The sequence below is a fragment of the Cutibacterium sp. LaCa_286 genome (assembly GCF_057198075.1).
In genome coordinates this window covers 2,032,499-2,049,488 of sequence record NZ_CP191091.1, presented here as the reverse complement: position 1 = coordinate 2,049,488, position 16,990 = coordinate 2,032,499, and the positions used below count along the sequence as shown (strand labels likewise).

The following is a 16,990-nucleotide window of genomic DNA, read 5'->3' as shown; positions in this document are numbered from 1 at the left end:
GCTCCTGGTGCAGAACCTGGTTCCGGGTGTGGGAGACACCTGGTGCAGGATGCGGAAGGTATGGGCACGGTCGCGGTGCCGGGGTCATTTCCTGATGGCTGCGACAAGGCCGGGCATGGCCGCCTCGATCTGGTCAGCGATGGTCTCGAATCCTGACGCGTCGCCGAACCAAGGATCATCCAGTGGGGTGCCGGGTGTCACCGAGGGGTCGTAGTCGCGCAACAGGACGATGTTCCTCGTCGACGGTGCCATGCGGGCCATGGTCTGCACCTGGTAGGGCTCTGCTGCCACGACGAGATCGGCACGGCGAATCTCCTCAGCACTGATCTGGTGGGCCGTGTGCGGGCGCACGTCGTAGCCGCGGCGGTTGAGCACCGCGCGGGCCCGAGGATCCATCGGGTTGGCGTGCTCCTCGTCGGTGATCCCGGCACTGGTGACCTCAACGTCCAGCCCGGCATCGGCGAAGAATCGCTGGGCGATGCGCTCGGCCATGGGAGAGCGGCAGATGTTTCCTCGGCAGACGAAGATGACGTGCAGGCTCATGCTCCCACGATGCCACATGCAGCGCACTGACGGGGAACTCCAGAGTGGCACTCAGACACACGCGTCGACACGGGCTGTCCACATCGACACAGGGCTGTCAATCTGGTGTCATCGACGCGGGGTTGTCCAATCGGGTGTCAATGAGGACGCGGATTGTGCCCATGATGTGTGCGAGACGCTGATCCATCCATCTGAGTCGGCGGGCAGTCACTTTTTGGCAGTCACTTTCTGTCCACGAGCGTACGGACTCTGCCGAGGATGCGTCGGCGAAAGGCCGAGCGCTGCCCACGTCGGCACTGCACAATCCGGGAGCCCTCTCTGGAGGAGATGTGGCTCGCCCCTGCCGTTGAGGTCGACGGTGCCGAGATAGTGGGTGAACACGTCCTGGAGTTGTTCGGTCTCGGTGAGGAAGCCGTCGTGGCCCACGTGGGAGACGATCGTGTCCAGACCGATGGGGTTGCCGAGATGCTCGGCGAGGAACTCCTGCTGGTGCAGGGGGTACAGCAGGTCGGTGTCGACTCCGGCCACGAGCACCGGGATGGTGATCGAGGCGAGGGCCTCCTTGACCCCGCCGCGCTCACGTCCGACGTCGTGGCGATTGACGGCGTGGGTGAGGGCGACGTATGTGCCGGCGTCGAAGCGTTGGAGCAGCTTACTGGCCTGGTGGTCGAGGTAGCTCTCCACGGCGAAGCGTCCCTGCGAGCTGCGGTAGGCGCTGAACGGTTCCTCACCTTTCTGCGGAGCCGATCCGAAGCGGGCGTCGAGCTCACGCTCACCCCGATACGTCAGGTGGGCGATCCGTCGCGCTGCCCCCAAGCCCCGGTCGGGGCAGCGTCCGGTGTCGTAGTAGTCGCCGTTCTGCCAGTCGGGGTCAGTCTCGACCGCGCAGATCTGGGCGGTCTGGATACCGATCTGCCAGGCCGAGGATCGCGCTGAGGTCGCGATGACGCAGGCCGACCCAGCCATTTCGGGGTACATTGCCGCCCACTCCAGGGCTCGTGCGCCACCCATCGAGCCCCCGACAACTCCCAGCAGCTCATCAATGCCCAGAAGCGCAAGGAGCTGCCTTTCGGCAGCCACCATGTCTCGAATGCACAGAGCGGGGAACCTCGACCCCCAGGCCCGCCCGTCAGGGGCTGGGGTTCCGGGGCCCGTCGATCCCGAACATCCACCCAGGACGTTGGTGCAGATGACGCAGTACCGGTCGGTGTCGATGACCAGACCCGGCCCGATGAGCCCGGGCCACCAGGAGCATGCGTCGGCGTCCCCGGTGAGCGCGTGCTCCACGAGGATGACGTTGTTCCCACGCTGCTGCCCCCACATCTCGTAGGCAATCCTCACCTGCGGGATGATGGCCCCGGCCTGCGTCGTGAAATCGCCGAGTTGAACATACTTCATCACCATGCCTCCTCTCCTGGGTGTGCGGATGGTGTACATACATGTGCTGCGGGCGTTGCGGCACATGGCATCCACGACGTACGCGATACGCCGTGGATGGGTGTGGGACGTTGCAGGTTGACGCCGCCCCGGGAGGGACGGCGTCAACAAGAGATGTGATCAGGCCTGTGATAGTGCGGCGAAGCCGAGCTTGAGGTCGTCGATGATGTCCTCGGGGCTCTCCAGACCGATCGAGAGTCGGATGGTCGCCTCGGTGATACCGGCGATCTCCTGACCGCGCTCGTCGCACTGCGCGTGGGTCGTCGTGGCCGGATGCACCACCAAGGACCGGCTGTCGCCGATGTTCGCGACGTTGGAATGGAGCTTGAGCGCGTCAATGAAGGCCCAAGCTTCCTTGCGTCCACCCTTGATGTCGAACGACAACACTGCGCCGACCCCGTCGAGGCCGAGCTTCTCCTTGACCGGGTACCACGGCGAGGACGGAAGACCCGGATAGTTGACCTTCGTCACCTGCGGCTGATCGGCGAGGAACTGCGCCACCTTGAGGGCATTCGAGCAGTGACGCTGTATCCGCAACTCCAAGGTGTCGAGGCCCTGCAAGGTGACCCAGGCGTTGAACGGCGACAGGCAGCCGCCGATGTCGCGCAGGACACCCACGCGCAGCTTCACGCCGAACGCCATCTCGCCCAGATCGGCGTACACAATGCCGTGGTACGTCGGATCGGGGTTGACGAAGCCGGGGAAGATCGGCTGTCCGTCGCGGGTGACGGTCCAGTCAAAGGTGCCGCCATCGATGGCGATGCCGCCGATGCCAGTCGAGTTGCCCGTGTAGAACTTCGTCAGCGAGACCACGACGACGTCGGCCCCCAGCTCGAGCGGACGGATGAGCGCCGCGGTGGGGACGGTGTTGTCGACGACGAAGGGCACCTTTTCCTCGTGGGCGACGGCGGCGACCGCGGGGACGTCAAGGATGTCGGCCAGCGGGTTGGCGGTGCTCTCGGCGAAGAACAGCTTGGTGTTCGGGCGGACGGCGTCACGCCAGGACTGCGGGTCGTCGGGGTCGTCGACGAAGGTCACCTCGATGCCCAGTCTCGCCAGGGTGAACTCGAACAGGGTGAGGGTGCCACCGTACAGACGCGGGGAGGAGACGATGTGGTCACCGGCGCTGGCGAGGTTGAGAACCGTCGCCGTGATCGCGGCCATGCCCGAGGCGAACGCCACGGCGCAGCTACCGCCCTCCAGGGACGCCATTCGCTCCTCGAGGGCGGTGATGGTGGGGTTGTTGAGACGCGTGTAGATCGGGCCGTCCTCCGCCAGGCTGAATCGCTTCGCGGCGTTCTCGCAGGAGTCAAAGACGTAGGAAGCCGTGTTGTAGATCGGCATGTTCCGGGCACCTGTTGCATCGACGGGCTGACCCGCGTGAATGGAGCGGGTGCCGAAGGCCCACCGGTCGACCTCGGAATTGTCGTAACGGTACGTCATATCAATGTTCACTTCCCCTCGAGGGCGTAGGAAAATTTTTCTGCAGCATAGAAAATCCATTGTCGGCCCGCAATGGATTTTCCCCGATGTGGAAGTGGTGAGGAGGTGCCCTCGGTCAGCGGTATCCTATGATGATCGTTTGTGCCCAAACCCGTTTTCAGACGCTGGTGGTCGATGGATTGGGAAGATCACAGGTGGGAGGACCCACGCGTCGGCTGGCCAGATCGTCTGAGCCTGTCACCGCCACCGAGCTGATCATCGAGGTCGCGCACGGTGCGACGCGATGGCACGACGGTGCGGGTGTGGCCATGTCATCTGCCAATGGCGGCGTGGTGATGAGCCGGCACGTTCCACCGCCCCCGTTGCAATGTGCTCAGCGCACGGGGATCGGGAAGGCAACGGTGATCGGGAATTACCATCGCGAATCCGACTCAGCTGTCGATCCCCTCGGGCTCTCGTCGGTGTACCCCCGCGGGGGTGTGGGCGCCCGATGAGTCGGTGGCCAGGTCGAACCCGCCCCGGGAACAGTACTGACGTGTGGTGAACATTTCTGACGCCAGAGCGAGGGGCAGGGCATTGTCCTGACACGTGTGGCCGTGCGGTGGGAAAAATGTTCACGCCGTGAGGTGGAAATGAGGAGAGCTGCCCCACCGGTGGGAACGTAAGCACAATCATTCTTGACCTACCGGGGCGAGTGCGCGAGAAAACAATGGCGGGGTCTCGGGAACGTTCCCGAGACCCCGTCATGAACTGATCAACCGATGTGATCAGTCCGAAACACGTCGGTTCTGGACCACCTCAGTTGCCGGTTCGTGGCAGGGCAGGGGTGGCTCCCGCGGAGGTGACGTCGCTGCCCGGGATGGTTCCGGTGGCGCCAGCACCCGACTCCACACCCACAGCGGCGCTGGTACCCGCAGCAGCGCTGGGCGTTGTGCTTGGTGTCGCGGAATCACTGGGCGTCGCAGTTGCACCGGTTGCATCGGGCGTCTCGTCTGCCCCCGGGTGACGTCGACGCTCGGGCTGGGATTGCTGCTCGGGGTGCCCGCCGTGGCACTTGGCTCGGGCGTTGAGGCGTCGTCCCTGGTGATGGTCACCTCCACCGGGATGACGGTGCCAGACTCCTCGGCGGTGAAGTAGACGACGTGCGTTCCGGACTTCAGCGAGGTCTTGGAGAAGTCGATCGTGCCGGTAGCGACACCGTCCTTGACGTCGAAGGTGGCCAAGGCCTTGGCGTTCGCATCCTGGGAGGTGCGGGCGACGAGCTTGGTGTTCGTCGGGGCGCCCTTGGAGGTGAGATCCAGGGTGTCGGGGGCGATGCCCTTCTCGGCGGTCTGACCAAAGGTGAACGAGAATGCGGTGTCGCTCACGCGCTTGGCGGAGACCGACACACCGCGACGGGCGAAGGACGGGGTGAGCTTGCCCTGATCCTTGATCCAGCTCACCCAGGCGTCCAGATCGACCTTGCCGGTGTCGACCGGCCTGGATCCCTTGGCGAGGGTGTGGAAGTTGTCGCCACCGTTGATGAGGAACGAGCCGGACCCCACGGTGTAGCTGGCCTTCGGGCCGATCGGCTTGCCGTTGACCCAGACGCTGGTGATGCGCTGCCCCTCCGGCAGGTTCTCGTCGTAGGTGTAGGAGACGTTGTTCGACAGCCCCAGGGAGAGGAACGGGCGCGAGGGCACTTGGCCCTTCTCGTCGTGCTGCCACTGTTCCTCGAGCACCTGCTTGAACTGCTCGCCGGTGATCTTCGTGGTCATGAGCGAGTTGGCGAACGGCAGGACGAGGGCGGCGTCCTTGTAGGTGATCTCACCGGACTGCAACGAGGCACGGGTGCCACCGGGATTCTGGATGCCGATGAAGTTCGGGTCGTCCTTGCCCAAGGTGTCCTTGAACATCTGGGCAACCATGTTGCTCATGGCCGATTCGCGATTGCGCACGCTGGAGCCGAACGACGAGTCCTGCGCGTCGGAGGCGGTGGTGATGGGCGCCGTCGCCGTGCCGATCACCTTGGCACCGATGACGTCGGCCTGCTTCCTGGCGGCCTCGGTGTCGGAGTTGATCTTGGCGATCACCGGGTCGGCGAGGTTGGCCTGTTTGGGGGCCGGCACCGTCCTGGCGGCGGTGGAGCACAACTGGGCACTCCTGGTGTCGTAGGCGAGGTCCACCTGGGCCAGGTGGGTGCCGTAGGATGCGGCTTGCAGCAGCGGTGCGCCGTTGCGTCCCTTCCATGAGTACAGCTGGTGGGTGTGCCCGTTGAAGGTGACGTCCACATCGGTGCTCAGGTTGTTGTAGATCGGGGCGAAGTTGCCGTTGACCTTGGCAGGGGCGAAGTCGCCACCGGAGGCAGCACCCTCATGGATCGAGGCGACGACGACGTCGGCCAGGTGCTCGGACTTGAGACGTCTGGCCTCGGCGTTGACGGCCTCGACCGGATCGCCGATCGTCAGGTCGGCAATGCCGGCCGGGGAGACCAGCGAGGGCAGGTCCTTGGTGACGGCGCCGATCACGCCGATACGCACCCCACCCTTCGTGAAGACGGTGCTGGCCCTGAGATCGTCGGTGACGGTCGTGGTGCCCTTCTTGTAGACGTTGGCTCCCAGGTATGGGAAATCCCCGTCAATGCGTTTGTTGACGTGCTCGGTGAGATCGGTCAGTCCCTTGTCGAACTCGTGGTTGCCCACCGCCGAGGCCTCCAGACCGGCGTCCTTGAGGATGTCGATCGTCGGGTTGTCGTCCTGGGAACCGGACTCGAATGTCGATCCACCGATGTTGTCGCCGGCCGAGGTGAGCAGGACGTGGTCGGCCCCCTTGTCGGTGCGGGCCTGCTGCACGGGGGTGAAGAGCTTGGCAGCCTCACCGATACGACCGTGGAAGTCGTTGAAGCTGAAGACGGTGACGTCGGAGTCCGGGGTGCAGGTCGCCGGGGAGCTGCTGGCCTGGGCAGAGCCGGTCGCGGCGCTGGTCGACGGGGTGGCGTCCTTGCTGGGTGAGCTGCTGGCCGATGCGCTCGCTGACGGAGCGGCGCTGGCAGATCCGGTGGGGGCTGCGCTGCCGGTGGGGGTGCTCGCGCCACTCGGTGTTGCGGACTCACTCGGACTCGGCGACTCGCTGGGGGTGGCACCTGCTGCCGGACCCGTCACGGCGATCGAACCGATCATCGCGGTGAGGCACAGTGCCGACAACGCGATGCGGTGCGTCGGGATGTTGATCATGTGTTCTTCTCCCGGGGTGGTGAGGTGGCGCGTCATGGGTGACGGACCATCATCACCATCTCACCCCGTGAGAAGTCCTGGTGGCAAGGCCCGGGGGAAATTGTCACCAAGAGTTCAAGCGCCGGATCGCCCCCGGAACCAGCGGCTGAATCACCGCTCGATGCCCTCGGGCAGCTCGCCGGTGTACCCCGCGGGGATGTGGGCGCACGACGGGTCGGAGGCCAAGTAGTTGCCGGTCATGGCGTAGGCCGTGGACCTGGATCCGCCACAGAAGTGGTTGAACTCGCAGGCCCCGCACTTGCCCTCGAACCCCGACGGGTTGCGCAGTGCCCGGAACACCTCCGACTCGCGGTAGATCTGTGGGAACGGCGTGTCCTTGATCGAGCCACAATGGATCGGCAGGAACCCCGACGGATAGACGTCGCCGGTGTGGTCGATGAACGCGAATCCCGATCCGGAGTTGATGGCGAGTGGGGTGCGTGGGGGACGCGGCTCCTCGATGTTCTCACCGAGCAACTCGTGGGTCTCCTTGGTGAGCCAGTGGTACAGCTCCCCGTGCTTGGCCGGGGCAGCCTTGCCCTGCCGTACTGCCTCGCGCTGGAAGGCGATGCGGCGATACTGCGGTGCCTCGGTCGTCTTGATGGCGATACGGGTGGAGTTGTCGTGCAGCCAGTGCAGGACGTCCTCGCGCTCGTGGGGTGTGAGCATGTCGAGGTGCTGGCCGCGGCCGGTGGGCACCAGCATGAACGTGTAGAACATGAACGCCCCGAGGTCGATGGCGTTCTTGAGCATCTGGGGTGCCTCGTGGATGTTCTTGGCGGTGAACACCGTGTTGAGCTGGAACCGCATGCCCAACTCGTTGAGCATGTGGCACGCCTCGATGGTGCGATCGAAGGTTCCCGGGAATCCACGGAAGGCGTCGTGGGTCTCGGCCGATCCACCGTCCAGCGACATCGACATCACCGACACCCCGGCGTCCTGTACCGCCTTGACACGTTCGCGGGTGAACAGCGGCGTCACCGATGGTGAGATCGACACGTGCAGGCCCTTGCCAACTGCGTACTCGATGAGATCGACGAGGTCGGGGCGTTCGAAGCAGTCGCCGCCAGTGAGGACGAGCATGGGGTAGGGGCGTTCGTAGCTGGTGAGCTGGTCGATGAGCTCGTGGCCCTCGGCGTTGGTGAGCTGCCCGGGGGCGGCACGGTGCTGGGCCTCGGCCCGGCAGTGCTGGCACACCAAGGCACAGGCCCGGGTGACCTCCCAGATGACGAGGAACGGTTTGTCGTTGAGATCGTGCTTGATCTCGCGCACCAGCGGGCCGTGGCCGGGATGCCCACCCGGGTGGCCACCGGGATGTCCTCCCGCAGCTCCAGGATGACCACCAGAGTGTTCGGGGTGGCCGGTGGAGCCGTGTCGGGGTGTCGCGAGTTCAGTCATGCAGTTTCTCCTCCAGGACGTCGGTGGCCACTGGCTCATCGGCAGGTGTTTGGGTACTCCTCACCTGTGGAAGGCTACGGGGCAGTGGCCACCCATCCAACCTACCTCCTGTCAGACTCGCGAGAGATCATGCAGCGTACGGAATTTGGTGATCTGCTATTTGTAAAGATGCATAAATACAGTTTATGCTGGTAGTCGCTCCTGAAATGAGAGAGAAGAAGCCGCGCAGAAGACTACCGACCGATGAAGACTGGCATTGAATGATAAGAATTGATCACGTATCGCATCGTTATCGACGACGCGTGAGTCTTGACGACGTCTCTTGTGAGTTGAGTTTCGGGCTGTGGGGGCTGCTCGGCTCCAATGGAGCTGGGAAATCAACTCTCCTCGGTATTCTCTCCACGATGATGACGGCAAGAAGCGGGTCGGTGACGATCGACGGTGTCGACATCCACGATGTCGACACAATTCGACGCATGGTGGGTTTTCTCCCTCAGCAGTTTCGCCTTCCGCCCCTGTTCCGGGTGCGAAGAGTGGTGGAGTATGCGGCATGGGCCCGGGGCGTCGCTCGCGGTGACTGCTCGAGTGCTGCCAGCGGTGCCTTGGATCGTGTCGGTCTGTCTGGTCGACAGGGTGATGTCGTGAAGTCGTTGTCCGGAGGTATGCGTCAGCGTCTCGGGATCGCCTGTGCGATTGTCGCTGATCCCGCCGTTCTGTTGCTTGACGAACCAACGGTGGGGCTGGACCCTGCGTCACGTATCGGCATTCGCAATCTCATGGGTGAGCTCGCGGAGGATCGTACCGTCATCGTCTCCACGCATCTGCTCGAGGACTTTCAGGGATACGTCTCCAATCTCATCGCTCTTTCTGACGGACGCCTGGTGTTCACGGGCACATACTCTGAGCTGGAACGGATCGGACGCGAACATCCTGCGAAAGGAGCCAATGCTGCCGAGGCTGGATATCTGAGCCTGGGGGCGGCATGAGCTCCGCATCCACACGCCGCGGCATGGCCTTTCCCCTGCAACGCCGAACGTTCGTCAGCCTGGTCATCGTCGGTGCCCTGTGCAGCATCGTCGCGCTGAGATCGCAATGGTCGTGGGGGGTGTGGCGAGTACAGGACGTCACGGTTTCCCTGCGTGAGACCAGCATGCTGTGGGCACTCGTCGCTGGGTTGGTGGGAGCAGCATCGGCTGCGCGGCTGCGCCCCACTGACATGATCGTTGGAGGATGCCCGGCACGACCCCTGTCCGCCATCCAGTGGCAGTGGCTCTGGCGAGAAGCTGCGGCGATCCTTATCGGGACATGCGCAGGTGCTCTGCCACTGCTCATCAAGGGTTGGCGCACCACCACACCTACCCTGTTCGAGGCACTGGACGTGTTCGTCGTGGCACTGTCCGTCGTGGCTCTGCTGGCGATCGCGCACCTGGTTGCAGCGATGATCTCCCATCCAGTGGTGTGGATCGTTGCCCCGCTCGTCTGCCTGCTCGTGACGACGATTCCCATGACGGTGAACGAGAATGCGCTGGCCAACACGGGACGCAGCTCGGTCACCTTCGCGTGGTCACTGGGCATGATCGAGCCGACGGGTGACCATGTCGTCACTGGTGAGGCGGTAGTGTGTCGGGCACTGTTCTTCCTCGTGGTCACCGCGTCCTGCATTGCCGTGGCAGCTCGATGCATGCGAGTGCGCACCGACGGAGTCGGGTGGCAGACCGTGACCCCGTGTCTGGCATTTCTGCTTCCCCCGGTGCTGCTCGTGGCAGCAGGCATGGTGCGGCCTCTCTCACTGTTCCAGGACGCACCTGCATCCGTGACGTGCCATGAGAGCCGTGGGGTGCAGGTGTGTGTCCATGACGAGCACCATGATTTGATCCCGCTCTATGAGCAGGCAGCGACTGCAGTCCTTGGGATTGTTCCGGCGCAGAACCGGCCACACAGAGAGGCTCTCGTCGAGTCCGGACTTCCCGCCCCGGCCGGAGCGTCGACGACTGACGTCGGCACGCCCACCGCCTTCGACTCGCGGGATCAGCTCCTGCAGAACGTCGGTGCGAACCTCGCTGAGAAATTGTCAGGTCGTGAGTCCTGCGCGACCTCGCAATCAGGCTTGGTGGATGAGCGTGCTGGGGCCCAGCGCGATGCCGCCATCGCTGTGGAGAGGACCATTCTTCGACTGGCTGGTCTTGGGTACGAGCAGGTTGCCAGCTCGCAGACCACTGCCCTCGACAGCGCAAACCTGACCGAATTCCAGAGATGGTATTCCGCCCATCAGACTGCCGTGCAGGAATGCTCCCTGTTGCCTGCAGACGTTGGGCATCTGTGAGGTGGCGGCGGTGACATTCCTCAGAGGTCGACATGCCCTCACGCTTCTGGCAGGTCCGGTCGTCTGTCTCCTCATGGGCCTCCTCGCCTGGACACAGGTGTTCTCGCTGGCACCGGGAGACGTCTGGGATCGTCCGGTGTGTGCCGTGGAGGTCGTGGTACTCCTCGACACGGCTGTCCTTCTCTGGGGTGGATCCGCCAGCCTTGCGTGGATGGAGAGAGTCGCACCGCGACCCCTGCGGTTCTGCTACGCCTGCACCGCCGTGTGGACGTGTCTGTGTGCCATCGGGCTGCCGCTGCTCATGTGCCTCGTGCTGCGGACGTTGCCTCCCGATGCCCTACCAGGGTCGGAGAACGTCCTCGTTGACGGCATACCGACTCGGTTCCAACTGCCCTGGGGAGTGTTTGAGAGGTACTCGGTGGTGTGTCTGTTGTGCACGGGCATTGCACTCATGGCCACGGGGTTCGTCTCGCGGAGCTTCGGTCCGCTGCTGGGGCTGCTCTCATATGTCGTCATCGTTGTCGTGCAGTCCAACACCCTGCTGACGTTTCTGCCAGGTGGGTATCCCGGTGAGGCCGCAGCCATGACCGGTGAAGCTGCACTCACGATCAGTCCTGCTGCGATCGTGTGCGCAGTCACCGTAGCAATACTTGGTATTGCCGAATACACGTGGCGAGTTGGAGGGGTGAAAGCGCTGTCGTCTTGATCGGCGCCCCAGCAACCAGCAACTCGTCCGTCCCAGTGCCGCCCTGGCACCGTCGCCCCTGAGCCAATCGTTCCTGGGCCAATCGTTGCCGACAACCTGTCGACGAGCCGGGTCGGGTGACGATCGTGATTGACCGCCGATGTCAGGGGTATGTCAAGGGTTCTGTGGGAGCAGCTTCTCCTCAAGGACGTCGGTGGCAACCTTGTTGCCAGCGATGATGGCATTGGGCACACCTGCCCCGTTGACACCGGCTCCAGCCGCGAACAGCCCGGGAAGCCTGCTCAGGCCGGTACGCACGGCGTCGATGCGTTCGTGATGTAGTGGACCGGGCTGTGGCATGGCGGCGGTGAATCGGTGCACGAGGTGGTTGTGTGGATTCACCCGCAGCCCGATGCGTCCCAGCTCCTCCACCGAGGCGGCGCCGAGTTCCTCGTCGGACCACTGGTCGATGTTGATTCCGCGGTCTCGTCCGACATTGAGCCGCAGCAGATGTGTGTCGGCAGGGTGTCGGTCGGGCCACTTGTTGGTGAGGTTGACCACCTGGCGGATGAGTGGTGACCAGGCCGAACCGACGAACCAGTCCACCGCCTCGGCGAGGGGATGCGTCGGACGGTCGATGCGCAGGACGACGGCAGCCACCGTCACTGCGCGCTCCCTCGACAGTGTCGAGGCGGTGTCGGGGGCAACCGAGCGCAGCAGTTCGGCGCTCACGGCCGTCGGGGTGGCCAGCACCACGGAGTCTGCGGTCAGGGTGCGTCGCCCGGACTCGTCGGCCACCTCCAGCAGCCAGCGGCCTGACGTGCCCTGCTGTTCCCGACCATTCGCCGAGGCGGTCCTGTCCTCGGTACGGGTCACATCGTCTGTGTCCATCCCGCTTCGCGTGGCGTCCTGAGGTGTCTCTCCCCGGGTCAGTGCCACGGCACGGGTACCCGTGAGTACGGTGACGTTGGCCGACAGGGCAGTGGTCAGCTCGCCCATGCCTTGACGCCAGGACCCCATGGTTGGTGTGCGCGGGGCCTTGGTGGGGTGTTTGGCGTGACGGCCCAGGCGTGATCCGTTCTCGCCGAGTCCCAGCTCCCGGCGCACGGTCTCCTGAAGAATGGAGTCTCCCGAGGTCGCCGTCCGCACCAGGCCTGGCGAGACACTTTCCAACGCGAAGGCATTGATGTCCGCGGCATGGATCGCCCCCACCAGGGGATCGACGATCGCCGTGGCAACCCCCTTGCCGAATCGTGCCCCGATGAACTCACCCACGGTGACCCCGGCAGGCTGGGGGCGTGCCAGAACCGGTTCCAGACCAGCTCGCAGCAGGTCGGCCGGGGAGAGCACCCGCGAGGCGATGGTGGGGAACAGCTTGGTCGGCCCCACCGGCGTCACCCCGTCGGGCAGTGGCACGACTCCGTGCCGGCTGGACAGCAGCGAGGTTCCCTGGGCGGGGTGGATCATCGAGGCGTCAAGACCGAGTTCGGTGATGAGTTTCTGGACTCCCGGAGCGCGCAGCGGTGCGGCCTCGGCACCCAGGTCGACAGCCTGGCCGTCCAGCTGGGCTGAGCGGACCTGTCCACCCAAGCCGTCCGAGGCTTCGACCAGTGTCACCTGGCATCCAGATTTCTGCAGACTGTGTGCGGCGACGAGGCCACAGACCCCGCCGCCGACGACGATGACCCGGCGAGCATTCACGTCGTCAAACGTACCCCAACCACGGCGCACAATCCTCCCGGGGGACGTGCCTGGTCGAGGGTTCCTCCCACCGGCGAACTGCCGGTCTTTCGCAAGGATTGTCGGGGGCAAGTCATTGCCGAGTGGGCGACGGCGTACTACATTGGCTACCGATCGGTAACTTACCGTTCGGTAGGTATGTGAGTCACGCACCCGACCCTGCTGGGAGGCAGTACATGGTTTCGCACGGCGACGCCACACACGGCAAGGGGTCATCAACCCACCACCTGTCACGAGGGGACGCGTCCCAGCCGCGCAGCGCGGCCGGGCACGACGGGTCCGAGCCCATGCAGCAGGGGCAGTCGAACCCCATGCCGTCGGACCCGGCGCAGTCTGGTCCGGTTCAGCCGGATTCCGGGCAGCACGACACAGCCACCTCGGCAGCCGGCACCTGCCCGTTGTTCGCCGATCTGGCCCAGCAGTTCCCGGTGGACCAGCCCGCGTCCGACATGATCCAGATCCTCTCACCCGACGGGGTGCGCACAGATCGCGACGACCTCCCCGTGCACGTGAGTGACGCCCAGCTCGTCGACGCCTACGAGAAACTCGTCATGGCCCGGCGGCTCGACATCGAGGGTACGAACCTGCAACGACACGGGGAACTCGGCCTGTGGCCGCCCCTCATCGGCCAGGAGGCCACCCAGGTGGGCGCCTGGCTGGCCCTGGGCAGTGCGGACCAGGTCTTTCCCACCTATCGCGAGCAGGCCCTGGCCGCCTGGATGGGTGTCGAACTGTCCCAGGTGCTGGCCACCTGGCGGGGAACCGCACACTGCCCGTGGGACACCGTCGCCACACACTTCTCGGCCTACCCGGTGATGATCGGCTCGGGCACCCTGCACGCCGTCGGCTACGCCATGGGCATCCAGCGTGACAAGGCCGCCGATCCGAGCGTGGACGCCGCCGTGCTGGACTTCCACGGCGACGGGGCGATGAGCGAGGGCGACACCAACGAGGCCTACGTCTTCGCCGCCGCCATGAAGGCCCCGGTGGTCTTCTGCGCGGTGAACAACCAGTGGGCGATCTCCGAACCGACCAGCGTGCAGGCACCAACCTCGCTGTACCGACGCGGACTGGGATTCGGGATTCCCTCGGTACAGGTGGACGGCAACGACGTCCTGGCGGTGGCAGCCGTCCTCTCAGCGGCCTTGGACCACGCCCGATCCTGCCGGGGACCGGTGATGGTGGAGACGTGGACCTATCGCACCGGAGCCCACACCACCACCGACGACCCGACCCGCTACCGCACTGCGCAGACCGACGAGTACTGGGCCGGTCTGGACCCGATCGTCCGGATGCAGAAGTATCTGCGCTCCCGGGAACTCATCGACGACGATTGGCTCGCCGAACTCGACGAGCGAGCCGAGCAGTTCGGCGCCCAGGTGCGCGACGCCGTCCACCAGCCCGACCCGGACCCGGTGGCCCTGTTGGACGACGTCTACGCCGAACCCACCCCGGACGTACGGGCCGATCAACGCGAACTCGCCGAGTGGCTGCAGGGAGGTCAGTGATGACGACGATTGCCAAGGCCCTCAATGCCGCGATGGCCGACGCCCTGGCGGCCGATCCGAAGGTGCTCGTCATGGGCGAGGACGTCGGCACCCTGGGTGGTGTGTTCCGCATCACCGACGGGCTCAAGAAACGGTTCGGCGGGTTGCGCGTCATCGACACCCCGTTGGCCGAGTCGGGCATCGTCGGCACGGCGATCGGCATGGCGATGCGCGGTTACCGCCCGGTGGCCGAGCTCCAGTTCGACGGGTTCACCGCCCCGGCCTTCGACCAGATCGTCTCGCAGCTGGCGCGCTACCGGGCCCGGGTGGGCGGCCAGTGGTCGCTGCCGGTGACCATCCGGGTGCCCTACGGTGGCGGGGTGGGATCCCCCGAGCACCACTCGGAGTCACCCGAGGGGTTCTACGCCTCGGTGCCCGGCCTCAAGGTTGTCACCTGCGCCACACCCGACGACGCCTACTGGATGCTGCGGCAGAGCATCGACTGCGATGACCCGGTGATCTTCTTCGAGCCCAAGCGGCGCTACTACGTCAAGGGTGAGATCTCCCCGGCGGCGTCGACGGGGCTGCACCAGGCCAGGGTGGTGCGCCCGGGGACCGACGCGACCCTGCTGTGCTACGGGCCGATGGTCGACACCTGTCTGGCTGCCGCCGAGGCTGGCGAGCAGGAGGGGATGAGTCTGGAGGTCGTCGACCTGCGCTCCGTCTCACCGATCGACATGGCCACCGTCGAGGAGTCGGTGCGATCCACCACCCGGGCGATCGTCGTGCAGGAGGCAGCTCGTACCCAGGGCATCGGCGCCGAGCTGTCCGCTCGCCTCACCGAGTCGCTCTACTACGTCATGGAGGCACCGGTACTGCGGGTCACCAGTCCGACGACCCCCTACCCGCCGTCCCGGGTGGAGTCGAGTCATCTTCCCGACGTCGACCGCATCCTCGACGCCGTCGACCGATCACTTGCATACTGAGTTCTGTCATTGTCAGGAGACCAGGAGACACCGTGAAGACGTACACCATGCCCGACCCGGGCGAGGGACTCACCGAGGCCGAGGTCGTCTCGTGGCTGGTGAACCCCGGCGACACCGTGAAGATCAACGACGTGCTGTGCGAGGTGGAGACCGCCAAGTCGATCGTCGAGCTTCCCAGCCCGTTCGCCGGAACAGTGCACAGCCTTGCCGCAGACGAGGGCCAGACGGTGCCGGTGGGCGGAGCGCTCATCGTCATCGACGACGGCTCCGGTGCCGACGATTCCCACCCCGGTGACGGTGCCGACCAGGCAGGGACCGACGACGCGGGGAAGCCCGGGGACAGTGCGGCCACAGACGGTGAGGAGAAGCTGCTCGTCGGCCACATCCCGGCGGCCGAAGGTGGTCGACGTCGTCGCCGTCGCGGGGCCGGAGCTGGGCAGCAGGCGGCCGTGGTGCGTGGCGCCACTCAGTCGGCCGGTTCCGATGAACGCCCAGCTGCAGCCGATGGGTCCGCGAGCCAAGGGCACCAGGACGGGGCCACGTCACCCTCGGCCCCGGCTGGACAGGATCGGAGCGCCATCTCCCCACGAGGTCAGGCGCATGACACTGCGCCCCAACCCGATCCGTCGAACCCGCCACGCATGGACGCGAGCACCGGCCCGGAGCACGTGCTGGCCAAGCCCCCGGCCCGTCGGTTGGCCGCCGAGCTGGGTGTGGACCTCGCCACCGTCACGGGTACCGGGCGGGACGGCGTCATCACCCGCACCGACGTCAAGCAGGCTGCGACCGATCGAGGGGTGACGGACTCGGCGCCCCAGCCATCTGACCAGCGAGGTGCGACCCGGTCGAGCTCGGACGGGCAGCCCCAGTCGGTCACCCCGGCCCAGACCAGCGGCGACGCCCAACTCTTCGCCCAGTCGTGGATCTCCCGGACCATGCTCGGCGGTGAGCCGACCGCACCGGGGGAACGGCGCGTCCCTATCCACGGGGTGCGCAAGGTGACCGCAGAAGCGGTCAAGACGTCCATGGACACCAAGGTACTCGTCACCGCCTTCCTCACCTGCGACGTCACCCCGACGATGGACCTCGTCGCCCGGCTACGAGCCGACCGCGCCTTCCGCGGGCTGCGAGTCTCCCCACTCACCGTGTGGTGCAAGGCCGTCACCCTGGCCATGCGACGCACCCCCGTCGTCAACGCCAGCTGGGACGACGAGACTGGCCAGATCGTCCACCACGAGCAGGTGAACCTCGGCATTGCCGCCGCCACGCCACGTGGACTCATGGTTCCGGTGGTACGCGATGCCCAGGACATGACGATGCTCGACCTCGCCCAAGAGCTCACCCGTATCATCGCGGTGGCCAAGGAGGGCCGTCTGCAACCCGCCGACTACACCGGCGGCACCTTCTCCATCACCAATGTGGGGGTGTTCGGGCTCAATGCCGGCACCCCGGTCGTCAACCGCGACGAGTCCGCCATCCTCGTGCTCGGGTCGATCGATCGACGACCCTGGGTGGTGGGCACCGGAGACGACGAGCGGATCGTCCCGCGCTGGGTGACGACGATGAGCCTGGGATTCGACCACCGCCTCATCGACGGGGAACAAGGCTCGACCTTCCTGCACGACCTGGCAGAGATCCTCTCCGACCCGACCGCGGCGCTGCTGTACTGACCGGACTGGTGCCCGAAAAGCGCGGAG

At 65.5% G+C, this 16,990-nt stretch carries 12 protein-coding genes; 6 read left to right on the top strand and 6 right to left on the bottom strand.

The window, feature by feature from the left end; genetic code table 11:
- Positions 1-84 precede the first annotated feature (84 nt).
- From ACP8JZ_RS08910 to ACP8JZ_RS08890, 5 genes are all read right to left on the bottom strand, one after another.
- Entirely contained in the window at positions 85-543 is a 459-nt protein-coding gene (locus ACP8JZ_RS08910; protein ID WP_484482438.1) for a low molecular weight protein-tyrosine-phosphatase, read from the bottom strand.
- Positions 544-750: 207 nt separating this feature from the next.
- Positions 751-1,947, bottom strand: coding sequence for a homoserine O-acetyltransferase MetX (gene metX, locus ACP8JZ_RS08905; protein WP_484482437.1), 1,197 nt, complete (start codon positions 1,945-1,947; stop codon positions 751-753).
- 153 nt (positions 1,948-2,100) lie between these two features.
- Complete coding sequence (locus ACP8JZ_RS08900) at positions 2,101-3,435, bottom strand: aminotransferase class I/II-fold pyridoxal phosphate-dependent enzyme (protein ID WP_484482436.1); 1,335 nt, start codon at positions 3,433-3,435, stop codon at positions 2,101-2,103.
- A gap of 755 nt (positions 3,436-4,190) precedes the next feature.
- Positions 4,191-6,635, bottom strand: coding sequence for a bifunctional metallophosphatase/5'-nucleotidase (locus ACP8JZ_RS08895; protein WP_484484255.1), 2,445 nt, complete (start codon positions 6,633-6,635; stop codon positions 4,191-4,193).
- Between the two features lie 150 nt (positions 6,636-6,785).
- On the bottom strand, positions 6,786-8,072 hold the full coding sequence (locus ACP8JZ_RS08890) for a TIGR04053 family radical SAM/SPASM domain-containing protein (RefSeq protein WP_323458414.1): 1,287 nt from the start codon (positions 8,070-8,072) through the stop codon (positions 6,786-6,788).
- A 260-nt stretch (positions 8,073-8,332) separates the two neighbouring features.
- Here ACP8JZ_RS08890 and ACP8JZ_RS08885 point away from each other — a divergent pair, with 260 nt between their 5' ends.
- Genes ACP8JZ_RS08885 through ACP8JZ_RS08875 form a run of 3 tightly spaced genes read left to right on the top strand, consistent with a single transcriptional unit; the run spans position 8,333 to position 11,101 of the window.
- Positions 8,333-9,058: an ATP-binding cassette domain-containing protein gene (locus ACP8JZ_RS08885; RefSeq protein WP_484482434.1), complete on the top strand. Its 726-nt coding sequence runs from the start codon at positions 8,333-8,335 to the stop codon at positions 9,056-9,058.
- A complete protein-coding gene (locus ACP8JZ_RS08880; RefSeq protein WP_484482433.1) occupies positions 9,055-10,395 on the top strand; it encodes an ABC transporter permease in 1,341 nt (446 codons plus the stop codon). Before ACP8JZ_RS08885 ends, ACP8JZ_RS08880 begins: the two co-directional genes overlap by 4 nt.
- A gap of 10 nt (positions 10,396-10,405) precedes the next feature.
- On the top strand, positions 10,406-11,101 hold the full coding sequence (locus tag ACP8JZ_RS08875; protein WP_323459876.1) for a hypothetical protein: 696 nt from the start codon (positions 10,406-10,408) through the stop codon (positions 11,099-11,101).
- Positions 11,102-11,254: 153 nt separating this feature from the next.
- On the opposite strand, the gene hemG is transcribed toward ACP8JZ_RS08875, so the two are convergent.
- Entirely contained in the window at positions 11,255-12,781 is a 1,527-nt protein-coding gene (hemG, locus tag ACP8JZ_RS08870) for a protoporphyrinogen oxidase (RefSeq protein ID WP_484482432.1), read from the bottom strand.
- A gap of 488 nt (positions 12,782-13,269) precedes the next feature.
- On the opposite strand from hemG, the gene ACP8JZ_RS08865 reads away from it, so the two are divergent.
- From ACP8JZ_RS08865 to ACP8JZ_RS08855, 3 genes are read left to right on the top strand one after another with little or no spacing between them, the layout of a single operon-like run.
- Positions 13,270-14,328, top strand: a complete 1,059-nt coding sequence (locus tag ACP8JZ_RS08865) for a thiamine pyrophosphate-dependent enzyme (RefSeq protein WP_484482840.1) — start codon at positions 13,270-13,272, stop codon at positions 14,326-14,328.
- Complete coding sequence (locus tag ACP8JZ_RS08860) at positions 14,328-15,293, top strand: alpha-ketoacid dehydrogenase subunit beta (RefSeq protein ID WP_323458418.1); 966 nt, start codon at positions 14,328-14,330, stop codon at positions 15,291-15,293. The genes ACP8JZ_RS08865 and ACP8JZ_RS08860 overlap by 1 nt, the downstream gene beginning before the upstream one ends.
- 47 nt (positions 15,294-15,340) lie before the next feature.
- Positions 15,341-16,963 carry a dihydrolipoamide acetyltransferase family protein gene (locus ACP8JZ_RS08855; RefSeq protein WP_484482839.1) on the top strand — a complete coding sequence of 541 codons (1,623 nt, stop codon included), beginning with the start codon at positions 15,341-15,343 and terminating at the stop codon, positions 16,961-16,963.
- Positions 16,964-16,990: the final 27 nt, after the last annotated feature.